At 61.9% G+C, this 26554-nt stretch carries 27 protein-coding genes and 1 tRNA gene; 22 read left to right on the top strand and 6 right to left on the bottom strand.

Annotated elements, in window-relative coordinates:
• Positions 1-24: 24 nt before the first annotated feature.
• The 22 genes from rluD to GSQ75_RS00230 all read left to right on the top strand — a co-directional run bounded on the left by rluD (position 25) and on the right by GSQ75_RS00230 (position 21139).
• Positions 25-984, top strand: coding sequence for a 23S rRNA pseudouridine(1911/1915/1917) synthase RluD (gene rluD, locus GSQ75_RS00335; protein WP_158752566.1), 960 nt, complete (start codon positions 25-27; stop codon positions 982-984).
• 35 nt (positions 985-1019) lie between these two features.
• Positions 1020-2351, top strand: a complete 1332-nt coding sequence (locus tag GSQ75_RS00330) for a glycosyltransferase family 39 protein (protein WP_158752565.1) — start codon at positions 1020-1022, stop codon at positions 2349-2351.
• Positions 2352-2364: 13 nt separating this feature from the next.
• Positions 2365-3096: a peptidoglycan editing factor PgeF gene (pgeF, locus tag GSQ75_RS00325; protein WP_254058388.1), complete on the top strand. Its 732-nt coding sequence runs from the start codon at positions 2365-2367 to the stop codon at positions 3094-3096.
• A gap of 127 nt (positions 3097-3223) precedes the next feature.
• The gene (gene clpB, locus GSQ75_RS00320; RefSeq protein WP_158752563.1) at positions 3224-5830 is read left to right on the top strand and encodes an ATP-dependent chaperone ClpB; all 2607 of its coding nucleotides are present in this window, start codon (positions 3224-3226) and stop codon (positions 5828-5830) included.
• Positions 5831-5955: 125 nt separating this feature from the next.
• Complete coding sequence (locus GSQ75_RS00315; protein WP_158752562.1) at positions 5956-6294, top strand: zinc ribbon domain-containing protein; 339 nt, start codon at positions 5956-5958, stop codon at positions 6292-6294.
• Positions 6295-6396: 102 nt separating this feature from the next.
• A complete protein-coding gene (gene aspS / locus GSQ75_RS00310) occupies positions 6397-8169 on the top strand; it encodes an aspartate--tRNA ligase (protein WP_158752561.1) in 1773 nt (590 codons plus the stop codon).
• Between the two features lie 102 nt (positions 8170-8271).
• Positions 8272-8901 (top strand): alpha/beta hydrolase, encoded by a 630-nt coding sequence (locus GSQ75_RS00305; protein WP_158752560.1) that lies wholly within the window; start codon positions 8272-8274, stop codon positions 8899-8901.
• A gap of 103 nt (positions 8902-9004) precedes the next feature.
• Positions 9005-9739: a YebC/PmpR family DNA-binding transcriptional regulator gene (locus GSQ75_RS00300; protein WP_158752559.1), complete on the top strand. Its 735-nt coding sequence runs from the start codon at positions 9005-9007 to the stop codon at positions 9737-9739.
• A gap of 45 nt (positions 9740-9784) precedes the next feature.
• The gene (gene ruvC / locus GSQ75_RS00295) at positions 9785-10306 is read left to right on the top strand and encodes a crossover junction endodeoxyribonuclease RuvC (RefSeq protein ID WP_158752558.1); all 522 of its coding nucleotides are present in this window, start codon (positions 9785-9787) and stop codon (positions 10304-10306) included.
• Entirely contained in the window at positions 10303-10899 is a 597-nt protein-coding gene (ruvA, locus tag GSQ75_RS00290; RefSeq protein ID WP_158752557.1) for a Holliday junction branch migration protein RuvA, read from the top strand. The genes ruvC and ruvA overlap by 4 nt, the downstream gene beginning before the upstream one ends.
• Before the next feature lie 19 nt (positions 10900-10918).
• Positions 10919-12805, top strand: coding sequence for a potassium transporter Kup (locus GSQ75_RS00285; protein WP_158753835.1), 1887 nt, complete (start codon positions 10919-10921; stop codon positions 12803-12805).
• Between the two features lie 130 nt (positions 12806-12935).
• Positions 12936-13985: a Holliday junction branch migration DNA helicase RuvB gene (gene ruvB, locus GSQ75_RS00280; RefSeq protein ID WP_158752556.1), complete on the top strand. Its 1050-nt coding sequence runs from the start codon at positions 12936-12938 to the stop codon at positions 13983-13985.
• Positions 13978-14400, top strand: coding sequence for a tol-pal system-associated acyl-CoA thioesterase (gene ybgC, locus GSQ75_RS00275; protein ID WP_158752555.1), 423 nt, complete (start codon positions 13978-13980; stop codon positions 14398-14400). The genes ruvB and ybgC overlap by 8 nt, the downstream gene beginning before the upstream one ends.
• 33 nt (positions 14401-14433) lie before the next feature.
• Entirely contained in the window at positions 14434-15120 is a 687-nt protein-coding gene (gene tolQ, locus GSQ75_RS00270; protein ID WP_158752554.1) for a protein TolQ, read from the top strand.
• 14 nt (positions 15121-15134) lie between these two features.
• Complete coding sequence (tolR, locus tag GSQ75_RS00265) at positions 15135-15584, top strand: protein TolR (RefSeq protein WP_158752553.1); 450 nt, start codon at positions 15135-15137, stop codon at positions 15582-15584.
• The gene (gene tolA, locus GSQ75_RS00260) at positions 15571-16515 is read left to right on the top strand and encodes a cell envelope integrity protein TolA (RefSeq protein WP_158752552.1); all 945 of its coding nucleotides are present in this window, start codon (positions 15571-15573) and stop codon (positions 16513-16515) included. Before tolR ends, tolA begins: the two co-directional genes overlap by 14 nt.
• An 8-nt stretch (positions 16516-16523) precedes the next feature.
• A complete protein-coding gene (gene tolB, locus GSQ75_RS00255; RefSeq protein WP_158752551.1) occupies positions 16524-17837 on the top strand; it encodes a Tol-Pal system beta propeller repeat protein TolB in 1314 nt (437 codons plus the stop codon).
• Between the two features lie 247 nt (positions 17838-18084).
• Positions 18085-18594, top strand: coding sequence for a peptidoglycan-associated lipoprotein Pal (gene pal, locus GSQ75_RS00250; protein WP_158752550.1), 510 nt, complete (start codon positions 18085-18087; stop codon positions 18592-18594).
• A 42-nt stretch (positions 18595-18636) separates the two neighbouring features.
• Positions 18637-19443 carry a tol-pal system protein YbgF gene (gene ybgF, locus GSQ75_RS00245; RefSeq protein ID WP_158752549.1) on the top strand — a complete coding sequence of 269 codons (807 nt, stop codon included), beginning with the start codon at positions 18637-18639 and terminating at the stop codon, positions 19441-19443.
• Between the two features lie 10 nt (positions 19444-19453).
• Positions 19454-20146 (top strand): 7-carboxy-7-deazaguanine synthase QueE, encoded by a 693-nt coding sequence (queE, locus tag GSQ75_RS00240; protein ID WP_158752548.1) that lies wholly within the window; start codon positions 19454-19456, stop codon positions 20144-20146.
• 160 nt (positions 20147-20306) lie between these two features.
• Positions 20307-21002 (top strand): 7-cyano-7-deazaguanine synthase QueC, encoded by a 696-nt coding sequence (gene queC / locus GSQ75_RS00235; protein WP_158752547.1) that lies wholly within the window; start codon positions 20307-20309, stop codon positions 21000-21002.
• Positions 21003-21063: 61 nt separating this feature from the next.
• A tRNA-Lys gene (locus tag GSQ75_RS00230) sits at positions 21064-21139 on the top strand.
• Between the two features lie 459 nt (positions 21140-21598).
• Here the strand turns inward: GSQ75_RS00230 and folE2 are convergent.
• The 6 genes from folE2 to GSQ75_RS00200 all read right to left on the bottom strand — a co-directional run bounded on the left by folE2 (position 21599) and on the right by GSQ75_RS00200 (position 26527).
• Positions 21599-22498, bottom strand: coding sequence for a GTP cyclohydrolase FolE2 (folE2, locus tag GSQ75_RS00225; RefSeq protein ID WP_254058467.1), 900 nt, complete (start codon positions 22496-22498; stop codon positions 21599-21601).
• A 132-nt stretch (positions 22499-22630) separates the two neighbouring features.
• Positions 22631-23935: a S8 family serine peptidase gene (locus GSQ75_RS00220; protein WP_158752545.1), complete on the bottom strand. Its 1305-nt coding sequence runs from the start codon at positions 23933-23935 to the stop codon at positions 22631-22633.
• Positions 23932-24567, bottom strand: coding sequence for a zf-HC2 domain-containing protein (locus tag GSQ75_RS00215; protein ID WP_158752544.1), 636 nt, complete (start codon positions 24565-24567; stop codon positions 23932-23934). The genes GSQ75_RS00220 and GSQ75_RS00215 overlap by 4 nt, the downstream gene beginning before the upstream one ends.
• The gene (locus tag GSQ75_RS00210; RefSeq protein ID WP_158752543.1) at positions 24564-25148 is read right to left on the bottom strand and encodes a sigma-70 family RNA polymerase sigma factor; all 585 of its coding nucleotides are present in this window, start codon (positions 25146-25148) and stop codon (positions 24564-24566) included. Before GSQ75_RS00210 ends, GSQ75_RS00215 begins: the two co-directional genes overlap by 4 nt.
• Positions 25149-25224: 76 nt before the next feature.
• The gene (locus tag GSQ75_RS00205; protein ID WP_254058387.1) at positions 25225-26061 is read right to left on the bottom strand and encodes a hypothetical protein; all 837 of its coding nucleotides are present in this window, start codon (positions 26059-26061) and stop codon (positions 25225-25227) included.
• A 91-nt stretch (positions 26062-26152) separates the two neighbouring features.
• Positions 26153-26527, bottom strand: a complete 375-nt coding sequence (locus GSQ75_RS00200) for a c-type cytochrome (RefSeq protein ID WP_254058466.1) — start codon at positions 26525-26527, stop codon at positions 26153-26155.
• Between the last annotated feature and the right edge of the window lie 27 nt (positions 26528-26554).

Genomic DNA, 26554 nt, shown 5'->3' with positions numbered 1-26554 from the left:
CGGCCACCGCCCGCGGATGCCGGCATGACCACCATCCGGCACGAGGCAACGGTGCCGCTGGGCGCAGCAGGACGCAGGTTCGACCAAGCTTTGGCCGAGATGTTCCCCGATTATTCGCGCTCGCGGCTCAGTGGCTGGGTCAAATCCGGCGCGGTGACCTTGGATGGCGTAGTAGCGCCACCCCGCCAGCTGCTGCGCGGCGGCGAGCTGGTGCGGCTCCAGGTCGAGCTGGCGGTCGAGGTCACCAGCGCGCCCGAGGACATCGCGTTGAATATTGTTCATGAGGACGAGCATCTGCTGGTGCTGGACAAGCCGGCCGGCTTGGTGGTGCATCCGGGTGCCGGCAATCCAGCCGGTACACTGCTCAACGCGTTGCTGCATCACGATCCGAAGCTCGCCGAGCTGCCACGTGCCGGCATCGTGCACCGGCTGGACAAGGACACTTCAGGCCTGATGGTGGTGGCCAAGACACTGCGGACGTATACCGCGCTGGTCGACCTGCTGTCGCGTCACGAGGTGGAGCGGCAATACGAGGCCGTGGTGCTGGGGACGATGGTGGCCGGTGGCACGGTGGATGAGCCGATTGGCCGCAGCATGGGCGACCGCCTGCGCCAGGCCGTGCGCGACGAGGAGGATGGCAAGCGTGCGGTGACCCATTACCGGCTGCGTGAGCGCTTTCGTGCGCACAGCCTGCTGCAATGCCAGCTGGAAACCGGCCGCACGCATCAGATCCGTGTCCACATGGCGCATATCAACCATCCGCTGCTCGGCGATCCGCTTTACGGCGGCGGCCTGAAACTGCCCAAGGGTGCCTCGCCCGAACTGATCGCCGTGATGCGCGGTTTCCGTCGGCAGGCGCTGCATGCCGAACGATTGGCCTTCGAGCATCCGATCAGCGGCGAACCGTTACAGTTTCAGACGGCGCGCCCGGCCGACCTTGAAAATCTCATTGCTGCGCTGAGGGATGACGCCAAATGCATATAGCCTCACGGAAGAGTTCGCTGCAGTGGTACCTGCAAATGTTTTGTCTACTGCTGATTCTCGCGGTCGGAATGTTCTTGCGCCTGGGAACGGCTGATCTCACCGTAGTTGATCATCCTGTGCGGAACGATGCCAAGGACTATGTTGCATATGCCTGGAATCTCAAGTTTTACGATGTCTACTCGCGAGACATTTCCAAGGTCAATGGCTCTGAGGTTTTGGCGCCCGAGCCGGATGACATCCGCCCACCAGCCTATCCCTGGATGTTGCGCCTTCTGCTTGGCAGCAAGGTTGACCTCGCCTTTTGGTCACGGGTGACGCATGTGCAGGCATGGATCGCCGGCTTGACTCTGCTTTGCTCGACCCTGTTGGCGATGGAACTTCTGGGTGCATGGGCCGGACTATGGTTGGGTGTCCTGGTCAGCATCAGTCCGCATCAAAGTGTTTATGTCCCGTATCTGCTAACAGAAACACTTTACGGCGCGACATTGATGTTGTCGTTGGGCCTGGGGGTGCTTTCGCTGAGAGCCAGACGATGGCGATGGCGTTGCGTTTGGGCAGTGCTGGCCGGTGTATTGTTCGGCGTTACCTGTTTGGTAAGGCCTACTCTCAATCAATGGGTTCCGGTGCTGCTTTTGTTTTTGCTTTTGCCGCAAGTCCGGCGCTTCCATCGCGAAATATTTGTTTTCTCGTTTGGCTTCATGCTGATGATGGCCCCTTGGTGGGCGCGCAATGAACTCACTCTGCATAAGTTATCTGATTCCAGCCAAATGGTCGGAACCGTGCAGAATGGTAGCTATCCGGATTTCATGTTCAACGACCTTCCCAAGAGCTTCGGATATCCTTATTGGTATGATCCCGATGCCGCCCGAATCGGATCCAGTTGGGTAAACGAATTTTCCGATTTGCGCGCAAAGTTTGCGCGCAGGCCGGTGGCGATGATCAAGTGGTACCTTGTCGGGAAGACCATTTACTTCTTTCACTGGTCTACGCCGGATGGGTGGCATGACATGTTTGTGTATCCCGTATTCCGATCACCCTGGTTGACCGATCCGGCGTTCATTCTGATCATGGCGATCGTGGGGGGGCTTTATGGTCCACTGATGGTTTGTGGGGTATTGGGGACACTGGTGGCATTTGCACCCAGGACTCGTACCCTGTTTGGGGCTGCGAAGACCGATGGGTTGCGCCTACTCGCGTTGCTGCATCTTTTTGCCATTGGTGTGCATGTAGCTGGTGCGCCGTTCGCGCGCTACAGCGTACCATTCCGACCAGTGACTTTCCTGTTGGCAGTGTTTCTGCTGGTCTGGATCGCGCGGAGTTACGCTGCCTGGAAACACCCGTTGCTGGTTGATGGTAACCGTGGATAAGCAGGCGTGGCTGATGCCTGACTGGCCAGCGCCGCGCCGGGTGCACGCGGCGGTTACTACCTGCGATGGGCCTGGCGTGTCAGCTGCGCCATACGAGCGCTTTAATCTGGGTTTGCGCAGCGGTGATCTGCCCGATGCAGTAGCGGTTAATCGAAGTGCCCTGCAACAGATACTCGGCCTGCCTGCTTCACCGCGCTGGCTGCGCCAGGTGCACGGTATAAGCGTGGCCGAGCTGGGGCCGCTGCCCAGCGCTGACGAACCGCAGGCCGATGCGGCGATATCGCACATCCCCGGTACCGTGCTGTCCATCCTCACCGCCGATTGCCTGCCGGTGCTGTTCTGTGCCGACGATGGCAGCGAGATCGGTGCCGCACATGCCGGGTGGCGCGGTCTTGCTGCCGGCGTGCTGGAAGCGACGCTGACCCAGCTGCATGCGCCCCGCGAACGATTGCTGGCATGGCTTGGGCCCTGCATCGGGGTGGCCTCGTACGAAGTGGGCGAAGAGGTGCGTGCCGCGTTTGTGGCATCGGATGGGGCAGCGGCGAACTGCTTTGTGCCGACTCGACCCGGCCATTGGCAGTGCGATTTGGCGGGACTGGCGCGGCGGCGGCTGGCCTCAGCGGGCGTAACGCGGATCCATGGTGGCGGCTTCGATACGTTCAGCGATGCACGGTTCTATTCGTACCGCCGCGATGGCGCGCGCAGCGGCCGTTTCGCCAGCCTGATCTGGCTGGCCGACAGCTGACTGCCCGACGAGATCTTGACGCGGCGCGATCATGCCGTTTGCTTGAATCGTCCGTCGCAGTCCGCATCTTTGTGGCCAGTGGCGGCAGATCCGCCAAATCCTTTCACCTCTTGCCGGGGATCTCGATATGCGGATGGACAAACTCACCTCGCGTTTCCAGCAGGCGCTGGCCGACGCGCAATCGCTGGCCGTGGGCCGTGACAACAACATGCTGGAGCCGGTGCATGTGATGGCGGCGCTGCTCAATCAACAGGGCGGCTCGACCGGGCCGTTGCTGACCCAGGCGCAGGTCAATGTGCCGGCGCTGCAGCAGCGCGTCAATGACATGCTGGAACGCTTGCCGAAAGTCAGCGGGCAGGAAGGCAACATCCATGCAGGCAACGAGCTGACTCGCCTGCTCAACCTCACCGACAAGCTGGCGCAGCAGCGCGGCGACCAGTTCATCGCCAGCGAGCTGTTCGTGCTGGCGGCGTTGGATGACAAGGGCGAACTGGGTGCGGCGCTGAAAGCGGCGGGTGCGACCAAGCCGAACCTCGAGGCGGCGATCGAGAAGCTTCGCGGTGGCGAGAAGGTGCAGAGCGAAAACGCCGAGGAGCAGCGTCAGGCGCTGGAGAAATACTGCATCGACCTGACTGCGCGCGCAGAGTCCGGCAAGCTCGATCCGGTGATCGGCCGCGACGAGGAAATCCGCCGCACCATCCAGGTGCTGCAGCGGCGCACCAAGAACAATCCGGTATTGATTGGCGAGCCCGGCGTGGGCAAGACCGCGATCGTCGAAGGTCTGGCCCAGCGCATCATCAAGGACGAAGTGCCGGAGGGTCTGCGTGGTCGCCGCGTGCTGGCGCTGGACATGGGCGCGTTGATCGCCGGTGCGAAATTCCGCGGCGAGTTCGAGGAGCGCCTGAAGGCCGTGCTCAGCGATTTGTCCAAGCAGGAAGGTCGGGTGATCCTGTTCATCGATGAACTGCACACCATGGTCGGCGCGGGCAAGGCCGATGGCGCAATGGATGCGGGCAACATGCTCAAACCCGCGCTGGCGCGCGGCGAGCTGCACTGCATCGGCGCCACCACGCTGGACGAGTATCGCAAGTACATCGAGAAGGATGCCGCGCTGGAGCGCCGCTTCCAGAAAGTGTTCGTGGGCGAACCATCGGTGGAAGACACCATCGCGATCCTGCGCGGGCTGAAGGAGCGCTACGCGGTACATCACGGCGTCGAGATCACCGATCCGGCGATTGTCGCCGCCGCCACGCTGTCGCATCGCTATATCGCCGATCGCCAGTTGCCGGACAAGGCGATCGACCTGATGGACGAGGCGGCCTCGCGCATCCGCATGGAGATCGACTCCAAGCCGGAGGAACTCGATCGGCTGGAGCGCCGGCTGATCCAGCTGAAGATCCAGCGCGAGATGCTGAAGAAGGAGAAGGACAGCGAATCGAAGCAGCGCCTCGCCGATCTGGAAACCGACATCGAGAAGCTGGAGCGCGAGTTCTCCGATCTCAACGAGATCTGGAAATCCGAGAAGGCAGCGCTGCAGGGTGCGACCAAGGTGAAGGAGCAGATCGAGCAGGCGCGGCAGGAGCTGGATGCCGCGCAACGCCGGCAGGACTACGCCAAGATGAGCGAGATCCAGTACGGCCGCCTGCCGGAACTGGAGAAACAGCTGGCCGCCGCGCAGGCCGCCGAGACGCAGGATTTCAAGCTGCTGCAGGACAAGGTGACCGCCGAGGAAATCGCCGAAGTGGTGGCGCGCTGGACCGGCATTCCCGTCGCCAAGATGCTCGAGGGCGAGCGCGAAAAGTTGTTGCACATGGAAGACGACCTGCACAAGCGTGTGGTCGGCCAGGACGAGGCGGTGCGTGCGGTGTCCGACGCGATCCGCCGCTCCCGTGCAGGCTTGTCCGATCCGAACCGACCGAACGGCTCCTTCCTGTTCCTCGGCCCGACCGGCGTGGGCAAGACCGAGCTGTGCAAGGCACTGGCCGAGTTCATGTTCGACACCACCGATGCGATGGTGCGCATCGACATGAGCGAGTTCATGGAGAAGCACTCGGTGAGCCGGCTGGTCGGTGCACCGCCGGGTTATGTGGGCTACGAAGAGGGCGGCTATCTCACCGAGGCGGTGCGGCGCCGGCCATACAGCGTGATCCTGCTGGACGAGGTGGAGAAGGCGCACCCGGACGTGTTCAACATCCTGCTGCAGGTGCTCGACGATGGCCGCCTCACCGACGGCCAAGGCCGCACGGTGGACTTCCGCAACACCGTGATCGTGATGACTTCGAACCTCGGCTCGCAGATGATCCAGGACGCGTCCGAGAACAGCGAGGGTGGCGATGCCGAGGAACAGTACACGCAGATGAAAGCTTCGGTGATGGGCGTGGTGCAGGCGCACTTCCGCCCGGAGTTCATCAATCGGCTCGATGAGCTGGTGGTGTTCCGTCCGCTCGACAAGACGCAGATCCGTGCGATTGCCAGGATCCAGCTGGCATATCTGGAGAAACGCTTGGCAGAACGCCAGCTCAAGCTGGAGGTCAGTGACGATGCGCTGGCGCTGCTCGGCAACGTCGGTTTCGATCCGGTCTACGGGGCGCGGCCGTTGAAGCGGGCGATCCAGCAACAGCTGGAGAATCCGCTGGCGCGGGAGATCCTCGAAGGGCGTTATGCACCCGGTGCCGTGATCACGGTGGATGCCGCCGGCGGCCATCTGGTGTTTCGCCAGTCACCGCAGGCATGAGATAAATCCCGGCGCACTCTGCGGCGAAGATTGCTGCATGCGCCGGGTATGCATTGAAATCCCCCCGAACGCGCCGATAATGAACGGTTGCCAGCCTGGAGTTGGCTGGACTGACTGGAGTCTTCATGCCCATCTATGAATTCGAATGCAGTGGCTGTGGCCACCGCTTCGATCGTCTGCAGAAACTGTCCGATACGGATCCGTCGATCTGTCCGGCCTGCGATGCGCCGCAGTTGCGGCGGCGGGTCAGTGCGCCATCGTTCCGTCTGGCCGGCAGCGGCTGGTACGAAACCGACTTCAAGAAGGATGGCGACAAGAAGCGGAATCTTGCGGGAGACGCTGGCGGCAGTGGCGACAGCAAAGCCCCACCAGCTGCCGATAAGGCCGCTGCGGCCCCGGCGGCTCCGCCTGCCCCAACCGCCCCGATCGCGTCGTCTGGCGGCACATCCGGCAGCAGCGACTGAACAACCCAGCGGCGCCCGCTGATCGTGGTCGGGCGCGGCGGTGGTAACATTCCGGGTCTTTTCCATCTGTTTTGCCGCCCCGCGGCCCGGAGTTCCAAGCGCATGCGCACGCATTACTGCGGCCTCATCGACGAGTCCCTGGTCGGCCAGACCGTTACCTTGTGCGGCTGGGTCAACACCCTGCGCCTGCAGAGCCACGTCGCCTTTGTCGATCTGCGTGATCACGAAGGGCTGGCGCAGGTGGTGATCGAGCGCGACAACGCGGCAGCCTTTGCGGTGGCGAACGAGATTGGCAATGAGTACTGCCTGCGTGTCACCGGCACGCTGCGCAAGCGCATCGCCGTCAACGACAAGCTGAAGACCGGCACGGTCGAACTGCTCGCCGACACGGTGGAAATTCTCAACGCTGCGAAGGATCTGCCGTTCGCGCTGCACGAGAACCCGAACGAGGACATGCGGATGACCTACCGTTACCTCGATCTGCGTCGTCCGGAAATGCAGGCGATGATGCGCAAGCGCATCAAGCTGGTGCAGACCCTGCGCCGTTACCTCGACGAGCGCGGTTTCCAGGACGTCGAGACGCCGATCCTGACCAAGGCCACCCCCGAGGGGGCACGTGACTATCTGGTACCCAGCCGCGTGCATCCGGGCCAGTTCTACGCGTTACCGCAGTCGCCGCAGCTGTTCAAGCAGATCCTGATGATGGCTGGCTTCGACCGCTACTACCAGATCGCGCGCTGCTTCCGCGACGAGGACCTGCGTGCCGACCGCCAGCCGGAATTCACTCAGCTCGACCTGGAATTCGCCTTCGTCGAAGAGCAGGACGTGCAGGATTTCGTGGAGGAATTGATCCGCCACGTGTTCCGCGAAGTGCAGGGCGTGGAACTCGATGCGAGCTTTCCACGCATGACCTGGGCCGAGGCGATGCGTCGTTTCGGTTCGGACAAGCCTGACCTGCGCATCGCGCTGGAACTGGTCGACATCGCCGACGCGGTGAAGCACGTCGAGTTCAAGGTGTTTGCCGAGCCGGCCAATGAGGCGGACGGCCGCGTTACCGCGCTGCGCGTGCCCGGTGGCAGCACACTGAGCCGCAAGGATATCGACGGGCTGGTCGAATACGTGTCGCGTTACGGCGCGAAGGGTCTGGCCTGGCTGAAGGTCGAGGATCTGGCCAAGGGCCGCGAAGGCGTCAACTCGCCGGTAGCGAAGTTCCTCGACGACGCGGCGCTGGACGGCGTGCTCAAGGCCACGGGCGCCCAGTCGGGCGACATCGTGTTCTTCGGTGCCGGTACGTGGAAAGCCGTGACCGATTTCATGGGTGCATTGCGGCTGAAGGTCGCAAAGGACCGTGGGCTGGTCGAGAACTGCTGGAGGCCGCTGTGGGTCACCGACTTCCCGATGTTCGAGTACGACGCGGAAGATCAGCGTTACGTCGCCCTGCATCATCCGTTCACCGCACCGAAGGTGGACGATGCCGCCCAGCTGCGCGCCGATCCGAAAAACGCGGTGAGCCGTGGCTATGACATGGTGTTGAACGGCAACGAGATCGGCGGTGGTTCGATCCGTATCCATCGCCCGGAAATGCAGAGCACAGTGTTCGAGCTGCTTGGCATCGGCGCGGCCGAAGCCGATGCCAAGTTCGGTTTCCTGCTGAAGGCGCTCAAGTTCGGCGCGCCGCCGCATGGTGGCCTCGCGTTCGGTATCGACCGGATTGCTGCGCTGATGGCCGGCACCGAGTCGATTCGCGACGTGATTGCGTTTCCCAAGACCACCAGCGCACAGTGCCTGATGACCGATGCGCCGTCGCCGATCGCGGCGGTACAGCTGAAGGAGCTGCATGTGCAGGTACTGGGCGGCGAGGCGTCAGGCACGTGAGTCTGTGCGCCGGCATGACCGGCGTCAGGTTGTTCATGCGGACGCGGTTGCCAGTGGCGGCGATGTCGTTTTTCCCACTACGCGTCAGGTTTCATTTGTCTCATGTCTGATCATGTGATCCTGCTGCACGGCCTTTGGATGCGTGGTTTCGCGCTGTCCATGCTGCATCGTCGGTTGATCGAGGCGGGTTTTCGCGTACACCGATTCGACTACCTGAGCGTGGCGGCCACCCAGCAGCGCATCCTGGATCGGCTGCAGGCACGCATGAACGGATTGGCCGCAGAAGCCGATGCAGTGCACCTGGTCGGCCACAGCCTTGGCGGCCTGCTGGCCTTGCGCGCCTGTCTCGACGGCGAGCTGCCGCCGGGTCGCATCGTCTGTCTCGGTTCGCCGGTGAAGGGTAGCGCCGCTGCACGTGGCTTCGCCGCCTGGGGCCGCGGCGGCGCAGTGTTGCTGGGGCATAACCGTGAATTGTTGCAACAAGGTTTCGAGCGCTGGGACGGCGCACGCGAGGTCGGCATGATCGCCGGCCGCATGCCGCTTGGTCTCGGCGCCATGCTTGGCCATTTTGAGGGCGAGCACGATGGCACCGTGACGGTAGAGGAAACCCGCCTGTCTGGCCTGACCGCCCATTGCGTGGTCGAAGCCAACCATACCGGCCTGCTGTTTTCCGCCGAGGTGGCCCAGCGAACCGCGCGTTTCCTGCGCCAGGGCCGTTTCGAGGTCGATTGAGTCGTGGCGGCACTTGCCGCGTCCTTGCCGCAATTCCGGCACGCGATCCGAAATCAGGTAAAATTCCCGGCTCGTTCACCTGATCCAAGTGCAGGCTATTGTCATGGGTAGAGGCCCCTCCATCGAAGGTCGCAAGAGTGCCGAGGACGCCAAGCGCGCCAAGGTATTCACCAAGCTGATCCGCGAGATCACCGTCGCCACCCGCGCCGGCGTGGCCGATCCTGCCGGCAATCCGCGGCTGCGCTCGGCGGTGGACAAGGCGTTGTCGGCGAACATGACCCGCGACACCATCGACCGCGCGATCAAGCGTGGTTCCGGTGCCGACGGCGGTGCCGACATGCATGAGCTGCGCTACGAGGGCTACGGTCCGGCCGGCATCGCACTGATCATCGATTGCGTCACCGACAACCCGGTGCGCACGGTCGCTGACGTGCGCCACGGGCTGACCAAGCACGGTGGCAATCTGGGTACCAGCGGTTCGGTGGCATTCCAGTTCCATCGTTGCGGCGAGCTGGTGTTCGACACGGCAGGCGACGCTGCGCTGGAAGAGAAAATTCTGGAAGCCGCACTCGAGGCTGGTGCCGACGATGTGGTGAACGAGGCGGGCGAGAGCAGCGTGCTGTGCACGCCGGACAGTTTCGAGGTGGTGCAGCAGGCGCTCGCCACGGCCGGCCTCAAGCCGTCACGTGCCGAGGTGGTGATGCGCCCGGCCAATCGCGTGGCGATTCCGGCCGAGGCGCAGGAAACCCTGCTCGACCTGCTCGACTGGCTGGAAGAGCTCGACGACGTGCACGAGATCTATCACAACGCCGCTCTGCCGGCCGAGGCCCATCCGTAAGCGCCGGTCGGCAGGTTCGCCTGCCGCCTTGCCTGGCTCCGCTCCATGACCAGAATCATCGGCATCGACCCGGGCAGCCAGCGCACGGGCGTGGGCATCATCGACGTAGACGATGCTGGCAAGCTCACCCACGTCTTTCATGGCGCGCTGGTGGTGGCTGGTGAAGCCACGTTCCCGTTGCGTTTGAAACGCATCTTTGACGAGCTGTGTGACATCATCGCCGCGCATCAGCCGGTCGAGTGCGGGATCGAGCGTGTATTCATGGCGCGCAATCCCGATTCGGCGCTGAAGCTGGGGCAGGCGCGTGGCGCCGCGATTTGTGCGGTGGTCAGTCAGGGGATCGAGGTGCACGAATACGCAGCAACCGAAGTGAAACAGTCCGTGGTCGGCAGCGGCCGCAGTGACAAGACCCAGGTACAGCACATGATCGGCATACTGCTCGGCCTCAAGGGTCCGCTGCAGGCCGATGCGGCCGATGCGCTGGCGATCGCGGTGACCCATGCGCATACCCGCGCCAGCCTCGCGCGTGTCGGCATTCCGCGTACCGCCTGGAGGCGACGCCGATGATCGGACGTCTGCGCGGCATCCTGATTTCCAAGCAGCCGCCGTCCTTGCTGGTCGAGGTCGGTGGCGTCGGTTATGAAGTCGAAGCGCCCATGTCGACGATCTACGACCTGCCGGGCCTCGGCAAGGAAGTGATCCTGCTCACCCACCATGCGGTGAAGGAGGACAGCGTGACGCTATATGGCTTCCTGCATGAGGCCGAACGCGCGCTGTTCCGCAACCTGCTGAAGGTCAGCGGGATCGGCGCGAAGATCGCGCTGGCGGTGCTGTCTGGCGTTTCCACCGACCACTTCGCTCGACTGGTGCATGCCGGCGACGTGGTCGCCTTGACCAAGATCCCTGGCATCGGCAAGAAGACCGCCGAGCGCATCGTGGTCGAGCTGCGCGATCGTCTGGATGGGCTGTCCAGCCTGCCTGGCGGATCCGCTCAGAGCCCCGGCGCACCGCTCGACGCAGCGGGGGAGGCCACCGTGGCGCTGCAACAGCTGGGTTACAAGCCGATCGAAGTGACGCGGTTGGTACAGAAAGTCGCAGCCGACGGCGACAACGCCGAAGCCATTATCCGCAAGGCGCTACGCGCCGCGCTGGGGAGTTGAATTCGTGAGTCAGGAAGCCATGCACGGCACAAACGAGTCGGAAACCAAGCGGCGCCTGGCGGCACTCGCGCTGGGTGCGATCGGCGTGGTCTATGGCGATATCGGCACCAGCCCGCTGTACACCTTGCAGACCACGCTCAGCCACGACGGCATGAGGCCGACCCCGGAAAGCATTTATGGCGTTCTCTCGCTGATCTTCTGGGCGCAGATCCTGGTGGTGTCGCTGAAGTACGTGGTGTTCATCATGCGCGCCGACAACAAGGGCGAAGGCGGCATCATGGCGCTGATGGCACTGGCGCAGCGCAGCGTACGCGAGCAGCCGAAGTTGCGCTGGGTGCTGGCCATCCTGGGCATCTTCGGTGCCTCGCTGTTCTATGGCGATGGCGTGATCACGCCGGCGATCTCCGTGCTGTCGGCGGTGGAGGGCGTGAAGGTGGCGGCCCCCAGTCTTGCGCACTGGGTGGTGCCGGTGACGGCGGTGATCCTGTTCATCCTGTTTGCGATGCAGCGTCATGGCACGGCGCGCGTGGGTAGCGTGTTCGGGCCGGTGATGGTGGTCTGGTTCATCGTGATCGCCTTGCTTGGCATGCATCTGATCGTGAAAAACCCGCAGGTGTTGTGGGCGATCAATCCGATGCATGGCCTGCGTTTCTTCTTCACCCACGGGATGCAGGCGTTCATCGCACTCGGTGGCGTGGTGCTGGCGCTGACCGGTGCCGAGGCGCTGTATGCCGACATGGGGCATTTCGGCAAGCGGCCGATCCGGCTGGCCTGGTTCAGCTTTGTATTGCCGGCACTCGTGATCAACTATTTCGGTCAGGGCGCGTTGCTGCTTGCCCACCCCGACGCGATCGACAATCCGTTCTTCAAGATGGTGCCCGCGTTCCTGCTGTATCCGATGATCGGCCTCGCCACGGTGGCCACGGTGATCGCCTCGCAGGCAGTGATTTCCGGCGCATTTTCGATGACCCGCGAGGCAATGTCGCTGGGTTACTCGATGCGCATGCAGGTCGTGCATACCTCGCGCGAAATGTCCGGACAGATCTTCGTGCCCTGGGTCAACAGCTTCCTGCTGGTGATGGTGCTGGTGGCCGTGTTCGGCTTCCGCAGCTCCGACAGCCTGAGCGCGGCCTATGGCATCGCGGTGACGGGCACCATGACGATCACCACCTTGCTGGCCCTGGTGGTGGCGCGCTATCAGTGGCACTGGAACCCGATTGCGGTGATCTCCGCAGGCGTATTGTTCCTGACGATCGACCTGTCCTTCCTTGGCGCCAACCTGATCAAGGTCGAGTACGGCGGCTGGTTCCCGCTGGTGCTGGGTCTGGGCGTGTTCGTGCTGATGACTACCTGGCGCCGCGGCCGTGAACTGGTGGTGCGCGAGATCAAGCAGGGTGGCCTGGCGCTGGCACCGTTCATTGCGAATATTTCCGAGCATCCGCCGCTGCGGGTGCCGGGCACGGCGGTCTTCCTCACCGCGAACCAGAATGCGGTGCCGCATGCCTTGCTGCACAACCTCAAGCACAACAAGGTGCTGCACGAGCGCAACGTGATGCTGACGGTGGACATGCTGGAAACGCCGGTGGCGGATCCTGGCGAGCGGATCCACATCACCGCCATGGGCAACGAATTCTTCGGCCTGGAGCTGCGTTTCGGTTTCGCCGAGGATCCGAATATTCCGCTGGCGTTGTCGATGTGCTCGTCGGCCAACCTGCCGTTCGACCTGATGGACACCACCTTCTTCCTGTCGCGTGAAAACATCGTCGCCGACAAGCGTCGTCCTGGCATGGTGCTGTGGCGTGACAAGCTGTTCGCCTTCATGGCACGCAACGCCGTGCCGGCCACGGCATTCTTCCAGATTCCAGGCAACCGGCTGATCGAGCTGGGCGCGCAGGTCGAGATCTGATTGGGCCGGGAATGGTGAATCGGGAATCGAGAATCGTAAAAGTGCGACACGGCTGGGGTATCGTGGACATTGTCGAAGCCCGGTTTTGCTCTCACCATTCCCGATTCACCATTCCCGATCCCCGGCACTCATGACCGATCACCGCATCATCACCGCCGCTGCCCAGCTCGACGACGAGGCGCTGGAAGCCACGATCCGTCCGAAGCGGCTGTCCGAATATCTGGGACAGCAGGCGGTGCGCGAGCAGTTGTCGATCTACATCGAGGCGGCCCGCAAGCGCGGTGGTGCGCTTGACCACGTACTGATCTTCGGGCCACCCGGCCTGGGCAAGACCACGCTGAGCCACGTCATCGCCAACGAGTTGGGCGTCAACGTGCGCTCGACCTCGGGACCGGTGCTCGAACGCGCTGGCGACCTCGCCGCGCTGCTGACCAACCTCGAGGCGAATGACGTGCTGTTCGTCGACGAGATCCATCGACTGTCGCCGGTGGTCGAGGAAGTGCTGTACCCGGCGATGGAAGACTTCCAGATCGACATCATGATCGGCGAGGGTCCGGCTGCGCGTTCGATCAAGCTGGACCTGCCACCGTTCACGCTGATCGGCGCGACCACCCGAGCCGGCATGCTCACCGCGCCGTTGCGCGACCGCTTTGGAATCGTGCAGCGACTGGAGTTCTATACCACCGAGGAGCTCGCCGCGATCGTGCGTCGTGCCGCGCGCATCCTTGGCATCGTCTGCGCGCCGGAAGGGGCGCAGGAAATCGCCCGCCGCTCACGTGGCACCCCGCGCATTGCCAACCGCCTGCTGCGCCGCGTGCGCGATTACGCCGAAGTGCGTGCCGATGGCGAGATCACCCTGGTGGTGGCGAAGGCCGCACTGGACATGCTGAAGATCGATCCGGAAGGTTTCGACGAACTGGATCGGCGCATGCTCAGCCTGATCATCGAGAATTTCGATGGCGGCCCGGTCGGGGTGGAATCGCTGGCCGCCGCGCTCAGCGAGGATCGCGGCACGCTGGAAGACGTGGTCGAACCGTACCTGATCCAGCAGGGTTACCTGATCCGTACCGCCCGCGGCCGCATGGTCAGCGCCAAGGGCTGGCGTCACCTGAGCCTGACCCCGCCGCCGCGCCAGGCGCAGGCAGCTGACCTGTTCGATGCCGAGACCGGCAATGTCTGAGTCCGTGCAAAAGTCCCCCTTCAGCTGGCCGGTGCGGGTGTACTGGGAAGACACCGATGCTGGCGGCGTGGTCTATCACGCCGGCTACCTGCGTTTCATGGAGCGCGCCCGCAGCGAGTGGATGCGCGCGCTCGGGATCGATCAGTCGGCGTTCAAGCAGGCCACCGGACTGGCCTTCATGGTGCGCGACATGCAGATCGACTTCCTCAAGCCAGCCCTGCTGGATGATGAACTGTCGGTAACGGTCGAAGTCAAAGAACGGCGCGCAGCCAGTATCCTGTTCACCCAGACAATCACCCGGGCGACGGACGGCAGCAGCCTGATCCGCGCGACGGTGCGCGTGGCTTGCGTGGATATTCCGCGCATGCGTGCGGCACCGATACCAACCGACCTGATTCCAGAACTTGCCCCCTGACAACCAAGCCGACTGGCGGAGAACCTTCAAGCAATGAACGGTGGACTGAATATTTTCTCGCTGATCGCGGACTCGAGCCTGCCGGTGCAGCTGGTACTGCTGGTGCTGCTGGTGTTCTCGTTCCTGTCGTGGGTGATCATCATCCGCAAATACTCGCAGACCAAGGCCGCGGTGCAGGATGCCGAGGCGTTCGAGGAGCGCTTCTGGTCCGGCGGCGATCTGGCCCAGCTGTTCCGCGAGGTCAGCAATCGCAGTTCCGACAACGGCGGTATCGAGAACATCTTCGAATCGGGCTTCCGCGAATTCGCTCGCCAGCGCCAGCGCAAGACGCATGACGTGCGCAGTGTGATGGAGAGCTCCGAGCGTGCCATGCAGGTCGCCGGCACCCGCGAAATCGGCCGGCTCGAGCGCAACCTGGAGTTTCTCGCCAACGTCGGTTCGATCAGCCCGTACGTGGGCCTGTTCGGCACAGTGTGGGGCATCATGGGCGCGTTCCAGGGCCTGGGTGACATGAAGGACGTGACCATCGCGGTGGTCGCGCCGCATATCTCCGAAGCGTTGATCGCCACCGCGATGGGTCTGTTCGCGGCGATCCCGGCGCAGTGGGCGTACAACCGCTATGCCACCAAGGTCGAGCGTATCGCCTCGCGCTATGACGTATTCCAGGAGGAGTTCTCCTCCGTGCTGCAGCGGCAGATCCAGACCGACGACGTAGCCTGAGCGGAGCAGCAGCCATGCGAACCTCCGGGCGCCAGAAGCGCTACAAGCTGAAATCCGAAATCAACGTCGTGCCGTACATCGACGTGATGCTGGTACTGCTGATTATCTTCATGGTCACCACCCCGATGATGAAGAGCCTCGGCGTGCCAGTGAACCTGCCGCAAAGCAACGCCAAATCACTCAAGGACATGAAAGACCCTGTGGTGGTTTCGGTGGACGAATCCGGACAGATCTTCCTCAAGGTGGGCGATGGCAAGGCCGATCCGGTGAGCGTCGAGGAATTCACGACCAAGATCACCGCGTTCCAGCAAGCCGACCCCGACCTGCAAGTCGTGCTGGCCGGCGACAAGCGGGCTGTCTACGGCAAGGTCTACGTGATCCTGCCGATCCTGCAACAGGCCGGCGTGGCGAAGATCGGGCTGCTGAGCGAGCCGGGATCGGGCGGGACGAATGGACGAAAGTAGGTGGACGCCCAAGGCGGTCATCTTTGCCGCCATCCTGCATCTGGGCATCGTGGGGTTTCTGTTCCTCGCGGTGCTGCCGTGCACGAGCTATGAGAATTTCTTCAGCGCCCTGCACCTGCCCGCCGGGCTGAATCCGATCACCTGCAACCCGCCCCTGCAGCTGCAGGGGCAGGTCATCGAAGCCTCGCTGATCGGACCGACCGGCAGTCCACCGCCGAGACCGGTCAAGACCAAGCCGGTGCCAAACACCGTGCCGCCACCGCCGACGGTACCGCCGCCCCCACCACCGACACCTGTCACGCCGGTGGTCAAGGCATTGCCGCCACCGCCGGAACACCCCGACGTCGTGGATCAGGAGCGGGTGGTTGCTGATGCCATGCAGAAGGCCGAGGACGCCAAGAAGCTGCAGGAAGAGAAAGAGCGTCAGCGCCAGTCCGAGCTGGATGCGCAGGCGGCCAAGCAGAAAGAGGAAAAACAGAAGCAGCTCGATGCGCTGTTCGCCAAGATGGACGCGGCGGCGCAACAGACCAAGCAACTCGACAGCAAGGCCAAGCAGGCCAAGCAGCAGATGGAAGATCTGGCGAATGCCAAGGATGACGCTCAGCCAGACTTGCCCAAGGCCGATCAGCGTCAGACTGGCAACAACAGCCAGAACAGCGATCTCAGTAGCGAATACGCCGCGGCCATTCAGAATGCGGTCACGCCGAACTGGCTGCGGCCGGATAACATGCCGAGTGTTCCGTGTCAGGTCCATATCGTCCAGTCACCTGGCGGTGACGTGATGAGTGCCAACGTGGACTCCAGTTGTCCCTATGACGACGCCGGCCGCCGTTCGGTCGAGAATGCGGTGCTGCGAACCAAGACCTTGCCTTACAAGGGTTTCGAGAGCGTGTTCCAGCGCAACCTTACCTTCACCTTCAGGCCGCAATGATCATGCTCATGCGCAAATTCAGCTCAAGCTTCGCCGGGATCCTGCTGGCTGTGACGGTGTTGCTTGCCGGTCCCGCCACTGCTCAGTCGTTGAACGTCGACATCGTCGGTGGCGTCAAAACCGCCACCCCGATCGTGGTCGTGCCATTCGCCCAGCAGGGCGGGGCGCCACTGTCGACCGACATCGCCGATGTGATGCGTAACGATTTCAACCGTTCCGGCAAGTTCCGTTCGCTGGCCAAGAGCGACATCGTGGAGTTCCCGTCGCAGGGGTCGGACATCAAGTTCGCCACCTGGCGCTTGCTCAAGCAGGACTACATTACCGTCGGCCGCGTCAGCGATGCCGGCGGCGGCATGTTGAAGGTCGAGTTCGAGCTGTGGGACGTCAACAAGCAGCAAAGTTTGCTGGCGCAGGCGTTCACCGTGCCGGCCGGTGACCTGCGTGGCGTGGCGCACCAGATTGCCGACCAGATCTACGAGAAGATCACCGGCGTGCGCGGCGCATTCTGGACCCGCATTGCCTATATCACCGCCGTAGGCCTGGGTGATCACACCACCTATTCGCTGATCGTGGCTGATTCCGATGGCTTCAACCCGCAGGTAGTGGCCCGTTCCAAGGAGTCGCTGCTGTCGCCGGCGTGGTCGCCGGACGGCCGCAAGATCGCCTATGTCTCGTTCGAGAGCGGCAATTCGAACATCTACATCCAGGACATCACGACCGGCGCGCGCCAGCTGGTCTCGTCGCACAAGGGCATCAACGGCGCGCCCGCCTTTTCGCCGGACGGCAGCAAGCTGGCGCTCTCGCTCTCCTTCGTCGGCAATCCGGAAATCTACGTGCTGGATCTGGCCAGCCGCCAGGAAACCCGCCTGACCACCAATCTGGCCATCGATACCGAGCCGAAATGGGCGCCGGATGGCCAGAGCATCTATTTCACCTCTGACCGTTCCGGCCGGCCGCAGATCTACCAGATGCCGGCCAGCGGCGGCACGGCGCAGCGGATCAGTTTCCAGGGTCAGAACAATCTGGATGCTTCCGTGAGCTTTGACGGCAAGCAGGTCGCGATGGTGCAGGGCAACGGGAACGTGTATCGTATTGCCATTCTGGATAATGGCTTGGGTGGGCAGGTCCGTTACGTCTCGCCAGGGCCGATCGACGACGCGGTCAGCTTCGCTCCCAATGCAAGCATGCTGCTGTATGCCGCTACCGAGGGCAGTCACGGTGTCCTGTATTCAGTATCCGACGACGGCATGGTCAGGCAGCGACTCGCACTTGCCGACGGCAATGTGCAGGAGCCAGCCTGGGGTCCATACCGGCAACGCTGATTATCTATGCTGCCACGCACCATCTGTGGCAATATGATGCCCAAGGATTGGGCCCGTACAGCGCCTCTGGCGTATGTCGGTTTCCGGTTGTGACGCTTTGCCGCGGCATGGCCAGTCAGATCGATTGTGCATTGTCATGCACAATCGATCTTTCACGTGTCAAAATAACAGCCGGTTAACCGGCGTCGTTGTCCCGTAACCCTGATCGTCATCGTTTGTCGGAACTCAACTCGTAAGGAACGTCACCATGAATAAGACCGTTCGCGTCGCCCTGGTCGCCCTGCTGTGTGTTGGCGCGGCCGCTTGCTCCAAGAAGCAGGAAGTCAAACCGCAGCCGCCCATGCCGGAGCAGACCACCCAGACTCAGTCCAACGAGACCTCTGGCAAGTACACCCCGGCCGATCTCGATACCGATGCCTGCCTGCGTCAGCGCGTCGTGTACTTCGATTTCGACAAGACCGAGATCAAGCCTGAGTTCCAGCAGATCATGGCGTGCCACGCCAAGTACCTGCAGGATCGCCCGATGTCGCATATCCGTCTCGAAGGCAACACCGACGAGCGCGGCACGCGTGAGTACAATCTGGGCCTCGGCGAGCGTCGTGGCAATGCCGTGTCCAGCGCGCTGCAGGCAGCCGGTGGTTCGTCCAGCCAGCTCGAAGTGATCAGCTACGGCAAAGAGAAGCCGGTGTGCCGTGAGCACAACGAGGATTGCTGGAGCAAGAACCGCCGCGTCGAGATCGTCTACACGGCGCAGTAAGTAATGCAGCGACTGGCTAACAGCTTTGCAGCCAGGTTCAGCATGGCGGTCGCGATCGCGACCGCCATGCTGTTCGCGTTCCCGGTATGCGCGCAGGATTCACGGCTGAGTCTCGCCGATCGCGTCGCTGCGCTGGAACAGCAGGCACAGAACAAGGACCAGTCCGGTATCGGCATGGTCAACCAGATGCAGCAACTGCAGGCGCAGGTGCAGCAACTGCAGGGTCAGATCGAGGAACTGCAGCACAAGCAGCAGGAACTCGAAGACAAGAACAAGGCACAGTACGCCGACCTCGATGCTCGTCTGGGGCGTCTTGAGGGTGGCGGCGCTGGCGCTGCGGCAGGCAGCAATCCGCCGGCACAGGGCAATAATCCGGCAGGCGCGGCGACCGCCGCTGCAGCCATTGTTGCGCCGCCGCCGGGTCAACCGGCCGCTGCGGCGACGGGCAGTGCCGATCCGGCTGCCGCCCAGGGCGCCTACGATGTGGCTTTCAAGGCGATCCGTGCCGGCGATTACGTGCAGGCATCGCGCGAGTTCCGCAGCTTCATCAAGCAATACCCGAATCACCCGCTCACCCCCAATGCCTGGTATTGGCTGGGCGAGTCGTACTACGTCACTACCAATTATCCGGTAGCGCTGGAGTCCTTCCAGCAGCTGCTCAGTCAGTTTCCGCAAAGCGAGAAGGCGCCCGATGCCATGCTCAAGGTTGGCTACAGCCAGCTCGAGCTGAAGCAGAACGCCGCGGCCAAGGCCACGCTGATGCAAGTGACCACCAAGTATCCGGGCTCCAAGGCTGCCAGCCTGGCCAAGGAACGCCTGCAACGCATTCAGTTGCAGTCGGCCAACTGAGGTCGTTGCAGTGAACGGCAACAGCGCAAGCGTGGACGCTTCCACGCCTGCACCAGCGGCAACCGAGCGGCTGCGCATTACCGAGATCTTCCACTCGATCCAGGGCGAGGCCGATGCAATCGGCTGGCGCACCGTGTTCGTGCGGCTCACCGGTTGCCCGCTGCGCTGCGTCTGGTGCGACACCGAATATTCGTTCTACGGCGGCGACTGGCACGCGATCGACGACATCCTCGCCGAGGTGGCCTCGCATGGTGCGAAGCATGTCTGTGTAACCGGCGGCGAGCCGCTGGCACAAAAGCGCTGCCTGATCCTGTTGCAGAAACTGTGCGACGCCGGTTATGAAGTTTCGCTGGAAACCTCCGGTGCGCTCGATGTTTCCGCGGTCGATCCGCGCGTGCGCAAGGTGATGGACTTGAAAGCGCCCGATTCGGGCGAGAGCAAGCGCAACCTGTGGTCTAACCTCGAGCATCTGCTGCCGCACGACCAGATCAAGATCGTGATCGCCAGTCGCGCCGACTACGAATGGTCACGCGCGATGCTGGACGAATACGCGCTGGCGCAACGCTGCATGGTGCTGTTCTCGCCGGTACACGGCGCGGTACAGCCGCGCGATCTGGCCGAGTGGATCATCGCCGACAAGCTGCCGGTGCGTTTTCAGATGCAGTTGCACAAGCTGTTGTGGAACGACGCGGCCGGGCATTGAGGCGAGGAGTGAGTGCAGAGGAGTGAGTAGAGAGAGTACGTACTGCGTGCTTTTCTCTCACTTCTCACTCCTCTGCACTCACTCCTGTTTTATGCGCGCCGGCCTGCGTTGTCGGTGGCGTTTGCGGCCGGTGACCGGTCACTTCTGTGTGGAATACATCATGTCTCAAAATTCATTGCGCAAGGCCGTCGTGCTGGTTTCCGGCGGCATGGATTCGGCCGTCACCATCGCGCTGGCGCGCGAGCAGGGCTATCAGGTGCACGCACTGAGCGTGGCCTATGGCCAGCGCCACAACTCCGAACTGGCGGCGTCCGAGCGGGTCTCGCACATGCTCGGTGCGGTGGAACACAAGACCGTTAGTATCGATCTGCGCAGTATCGGTGGCTCCGCGCTCACCGCTGATATCGACGTGCCGCTGGACGACAGTGCACACGACGGCGACGGCCACATCCCGGTGACTTATGTGCCGGCGCGCAACACCATCATGCTGTCGATCGCACTCGGTTGGGCCGAAGTGCTCGGTTCCAGCGATATCTGGTGCGGCGTCAACGCGGTCGATTATTCAGGCTATCCGGATTGCCGGCCCGCCTTCATCGAGGCCTTCGAGACCCTGGCGAATGTGGCTACCAAGGCAGGTGTCGAAGGTGCCGGCATCCGCATCCATGCGCCGTTGATGCGCATGAGCAAGGCCGACATCGCACGCGAAGGCCAGCGTCTGGGCGTGGATTTCTCGGCCACGGTCAGTTGCTACAAGGCTGACGACGAAGGGCGTGCCTGTGGCCATTGCGATGCCTGCCGGCTGCGCGCGCAGGGTTTTCGCGAAGCGGGTTTGGTCGATCCCACGCGCTACGTCTGAGCATCGTTGCTTGTGCCGTCGCCGCCCAGCCCGTAAAATTGTCCGGTTGAGTTTTGCAAATGGGTCGTTAGCTCAGTTGGTAGAGCAGTAGACTTTTAATCTATTGGTCCCGGGTTCGAATCCCGGACGACCCACCAATTCAACGTCTAACGGCGTACAACGAAGGCCGGAAACTTTAGCAATAGCAAAGGTTCCGGCCTTTTTTGTATTCAATGATGTCCAGTCGAAGTTATTGCTGACGGGGGCAACATCGGGACAACAGCGCCTATCCTTTGAGGATTGCCGGCATGACGCTCAGTGATGTCGCATCGCAAGGTCAAGGCAGCCGACAAGATCCAGTGCTTTTATCGATCGGAACCTGCGGATCAAACTCATACACTGGGGATAGTGCGTACTGCTTCCCGGTCGCCAGTTACCTGGGATCAATTGCGTGAGAGCTTCTTGAATCGTGCAGTCCCGGTTCGATATCTTTTCGCAGAGATGCCGGTGTCGAATTGCATTCGATAGAGTTATGTCGATCGCTTCCGCTCCTCATGTGAGCGGAGCGTGTTGGGGAGAGCTGCTCGATGAAGTGGCCCAGGTCAGGATGAAACTCCTCACTCCTGGATATCCTTGCTCGCATATGCCACGGCATCATGCGGATGCAGGCTCTCCTGATGTTCAAGGCGAATGTGAAAGTCGGCAATGCTGTCATCGGCATCGAACGCGTGTTTGATGCGGCGCGCGGCGTCTTCGCAGAACATCAGGTTGCCGCCATTGGCAAGTGCAAATGCCTGCTCGTCGACACGCTTCACGGCCGTCTGCACCGGCGTGCCCAGTGATAACTCAACGCGATCGAGCAAGGCAATCAGGTTCAGCGTCGCATCGTCGACGAAACGTACCCGAAATTGCGCGACACTGCGCTGTGCGTGCGGTGTAGCGACGATAGCTTTCTCGCTGCCTAGCCACGACAGCACGGCAGCATGATCCAGCGTCTTGGCTGCCTCGAAATCTTGGGTGAACTGTTTCTGGATAAGCTGACGCGACAACGCCGCCGAAGCAGGGCAGGTCGAGGAATACACCACTTCAGTGCCTAGATCCAGGTGGAAACCGTCGGCATCAAGGCTGGCCTCGATCGAGACAGGATAAGCACGCCAGCCGCTGTTTTTACTGCGAAGTGCAGCACGCCGTATGAGCTGCTCGAAGCGGATGCTGATACGCGCACGGTCGGCCAAGTCTTTGTGCGATTCCAGAAAGGCGCGCAACAGGTGTTCGAGCATCGGTGCACTGATTGTCTTTGCGCTCAAATACTCGTCCATCAGCAGGTACAAGCGCGACATGTGGATGCCACGTTGATCCGGCTGAGTGAGGTTGACGAAGGCGCCGACTCGGGCGCTGGAACGTTGGACGTCACCATCGCCAGGGTCGAAACGCACTGACATCTCGATACCATCCATGCCGACCCAGTCCAGCGCAGCACCCAGATACGGCTGCGTCTGGGTAGCTACGTCTGGCATCAGGCCAATAGCGTCTTCAATGCGCTTCAATGCGAAATTCCAGTTTGGTGACACATGCATTCCCTTCGGAAGTTCGCATCGCTTTGCGAGCCGGTGGGCTACGGAATATCAACATGGAGCAAGCTATTTAGCTCAAGGAGTGGCTCTCGGTGCGCTGCGAAGTGCCATCACAGCAGACGCTGCGTTCACTTGAAGCGTTCCATTGGAGATCTTGCTGCTTCGTAGCAGGAGATCATGGACCGCGTTTGCATCCAGCTTCGGCGCGAGAGAAAGCAACAGGGCGGCAATGCCGGTCACATGCGCGGCAGCCATTGATGATCCGGAAGTGAAGTCATATCCGCCACCGGGCTGGGTGGTCAGTATGTCGCTTCCGGGAGCGTTCAATACGCCGGGTGGCGCGGCGGACGTGCCACTTGTGCGAACGACAATAACTCCAGGCGCGCTATCGGGAAATCCATCGACGACCCCATCCGGAGGCATTGCTGTGATCACGATGCGACCCTGGCTCAACAATTTCGCAAGCAGCATATTAAGTAGCGGATCTGTCGGTCCGCCCAGGCTCAAATTGACGACGCGGGCATCCGTATCGATGATTCCCGCCAGAGCCTTGGCCAGCGTGAAGGAGTTGCAGCGTGCGCCGGCATTGGAAGCCGGCGGATACCAGCATGCCTTGTAGACACTGAGTATGGCCTTGGGCGCTATGCCCACGATCCCTTGATGATTATCGGCGTTTGCGGCGATGACCCCGGCCACTTCGGTGCCGTGGCTATCACGGTTGAATGTCGAGGCATCGTCATCAACCATATTGTGCATATCGCGAATGCGCCCCTGAAGGTCCAGGTGCTTCATGTCCACGCCCGTATCGACGATCGCGATATGGATCCCGCTACCTTGACTAAGGCCTTGCGCCAGCGCGGCATCCGTTTCCACGAAGCCGCGCTGGAGATTGACGTAGGGATCGTTGTAATGACGGGTGTCTGGGTGAGCGTCTGCGTAGACGGAATAACTTTGCAGCGGTTGCGCAAGTTGTACCCGTTTGTCCTTGGCCAGCGCCTTGAGCAAGGTATCCCGCGCCATACCGGAAGGCGGCTCCAACACGACGCAATACAGGTCGAGGGCCTTGATGGGCCAGCCTGTTACTTCGCGCAATCCGTAACCTTGCTTCAACGCGGCCAGCGTGGAAACTGCGCGCTGACCGGCGCCGTAGTGCCTTGATGGAACGTAACCCAACAAGCTGGCACCCGCATGCATGCCCGGCGGCTCAAGTGGGTTGGCCACAGCGAGCACGATGTCACGCTGGCTGTCCATGGAGCTCACGCTCGGACCTGCTACCTGGCCCGGGCTGGCTTGACTATCCGGAGGCGTCATCGGACGCGAGGATGCGCACGCACTCAACAACGCTATGGCTGCGACAAGAAAGAAGGCGCCGACTTTCATGGAGTGACGGCGACGGGCTCTGCCATGCGGATGCCTTGTGTTGCACGCAGTTGTTGCAGCGTATGGGTCGTCGATGCGGAACCCATGGGTGCGACGGTATAGGCGCCCACATCGTTGGGGCCGCCCACTACCTGCAATCGGAGGGAATGCAGCAACGCGTTCCAGTTGGCCAGCGTCATGTCTGCGTCGGGTACGATCCGGATCGCACCCGGGGCTACAGGCACAGGCACCTGACTGAGTGTCCTATACGCCGGACTGTTACCCGTGGACCACAACTTCAAGCCCAGTGTACCGATGCCCAAAGCCTGGATCAGTACCACGGCGACCAATGCCCGGCTCAACCAGCTTCCCGATCGCATGCGGAACGATTCGTCCTGTGCATCAGCCGTATCGAGACGACCCAGAAAGCGCTTCAAACCGGCATTCGCGTCGAGCGGCATATCCACAGGCAGAGATAGCGCACGCTGCAAGCGATTTTGCTGTGCGAATTCAGCGGAGCACGATTCGCAATGCGCCAAGTGATCTTTCAGCCACTCGCCTTGTTCCTGCGTGGCACTGTTCTGAAGTACCCAGGGCATCGTGTCCCAGGCGCGGACGCAGTCCCTACCTGAAGAATTCTTCGGGAACGTCATGGCACGTTCTCCTTTAGTTTGGGCGAATCTCCAGCCAAGGCAGGGAGCACGTTGCGCAACTTGACTCGCGCGTGGAACAGGCGTGCCTTCACCGTGCCGACGGGGCACTGCATGATAACGGCGACATCGTCCAGAGTATGGCCCACCCCATAGACGAGCTCGATCACCGCCCGTTGATCCACGGACAGGTGATCGAGTCCCTTGCTTAACCAGTCGCGCAACTCGCGATCTTCATCCAGATCATGGGCGGCAGTGCGTTGTTCCGGCAAGTTGTCGTCTTCGACCGGTTCGTCACCGTGTTGCCGCAATGCCTTCAGTCCGCAGCGGTAGGCAATACCCATGAGCCACGTAGAAACACGGGAGTCACCATGGAAGGTGCCCGCTTTTTGCCAGGCAATCCAGAAGCAGTCGTTGATGACTTCTTCGATGATATCCGGGCGTCGTGTCAGCCGGGACAGGAAACGGCACAATCTTCCGTGATAGCCGCGATATAGCACCGAAAGAGCGGTACGATCACCCGTCGACATGCGTTGCAACAGCATGCGGTCAGTGACGTCAGGGTTGATATCGTCGTCGTTCATGGTTCCGGTGAAGCCGGCGGGTTACGGGGAGTTCACTGCGTAAGTACCGTTTCAGCGCAAAAAGGTTGCTTCCAGGTCAAAAGGACCACGAAATCGTTGCGACCCAGGGGGAGGCGCCCAGGCTGGCCCATTGTCGCTGTGTTGTGCCGTCGGCCATGATCCGGTCCACCTCTATCTGCCAGGGCCCATTGGCCCACAGTAACCCCGCATGGCCGTAGCCGTACAATCCTGTACGGTCATAACCATGGGGGGCGGCCTGACCGTAGTGGTAGGAGGTGTAGGGCGCAATGATCGGTTGGGCCACGCCCGCCCCCGCGGAAAGTGAAAAATGCCACACCAATGGCCAGTGGAAACTCAGATCGGCGGCGCCGCGTGGCTGCGAATTTTGGGCGCCGATCACATAGATGGCCGACACGCCAAAGGTCAGCACGTCCCGATAAGTCCAGCTGACGCCCGTTTCAGCGCGATCATAGGCTTTTGAATGGGTGTGGCTGGGATATCTGTAGTAAAGCCCGCTCACCTGCATCTGCCAGTCGTCGGAAAGCGACCAAAAACGAGACGCTTGGGCGAGCGCTTCTACAATACGACCGGGTGAGCGCACTTCCGTGCTTGCCGACAGGCCCAGCGACCAGCCCGCTGGATAAGTCCAGGACGCAGCTCCCTGCAGGATTGGGGTGTTGCCGGTAATCGCCTGACCGCGGTCGATCAACTCCGAGCTGAGTGCTGTGGTTCCGTTGAACGTTGCCGATTGGGCATGCAGCGCCTGAGGAAGGCAGCTGCCAACGGCGAGCAAGGTGAAACCAAGACACGCACGGATGACTGAGTCACGTCGAGTGACGCCATGAGTGTGTTGGGAGCGGACACGACGATCGTGTAAACAGAGCGCTGCGCACGGGAATCGATAGTCCATCATGGGCAAATCATCGGTTCATTATCCAAATGATCAGTGCAGGCCCGACCGGTATCCATACCCGCAGATTGATCGACGGGGGCCGGCAAGATCATCAGTGCAGCGTACCAAGATATGAAATGAGATCGTCCAGGTCCTTGGCATCAGTTAGGCCATCGTATTTCATTTTGGTGCCGGGATTGGTTTGTTTCGCGGGCTGCGACAAGTAGCCATGCAGCTTCTCCGGCGTCCATACCCAATCGGTTCGTCCGCGCAGGGCGTCTGAATATTTGTAGTCAGGCAACGACGCCGCCTTGCGCCCCACAATGCCGAAAAGACTGGGCCCTTTTTTATTGCGACCCTCCTTGGGGCTGTGACACTCGGCGCACTCTGACTTGAAGACGTCGGCCCCTACGGTGGCATCGGCGGCATGGGCAAAGCGGGAGGCCAGCGCGCAGCCTAAAACGAGTGCTGCGGCTGAGAGGCCCAAAAATAACTTTGGCACGTTCTGATTTCC

It is taken from the genome of Dyella sp. S184 (assembly GCF_009766065.1).
Classification (GTDB): domain Bacteria; phylum Pseudomonadota; class Gammaproteobacteria; order Xanthomonadales; family Rhodanobacteraceae; genus Rhodanobacter.
This window is presented reverse-complemented; position numbering and strand designations above follow the sequence as displayed.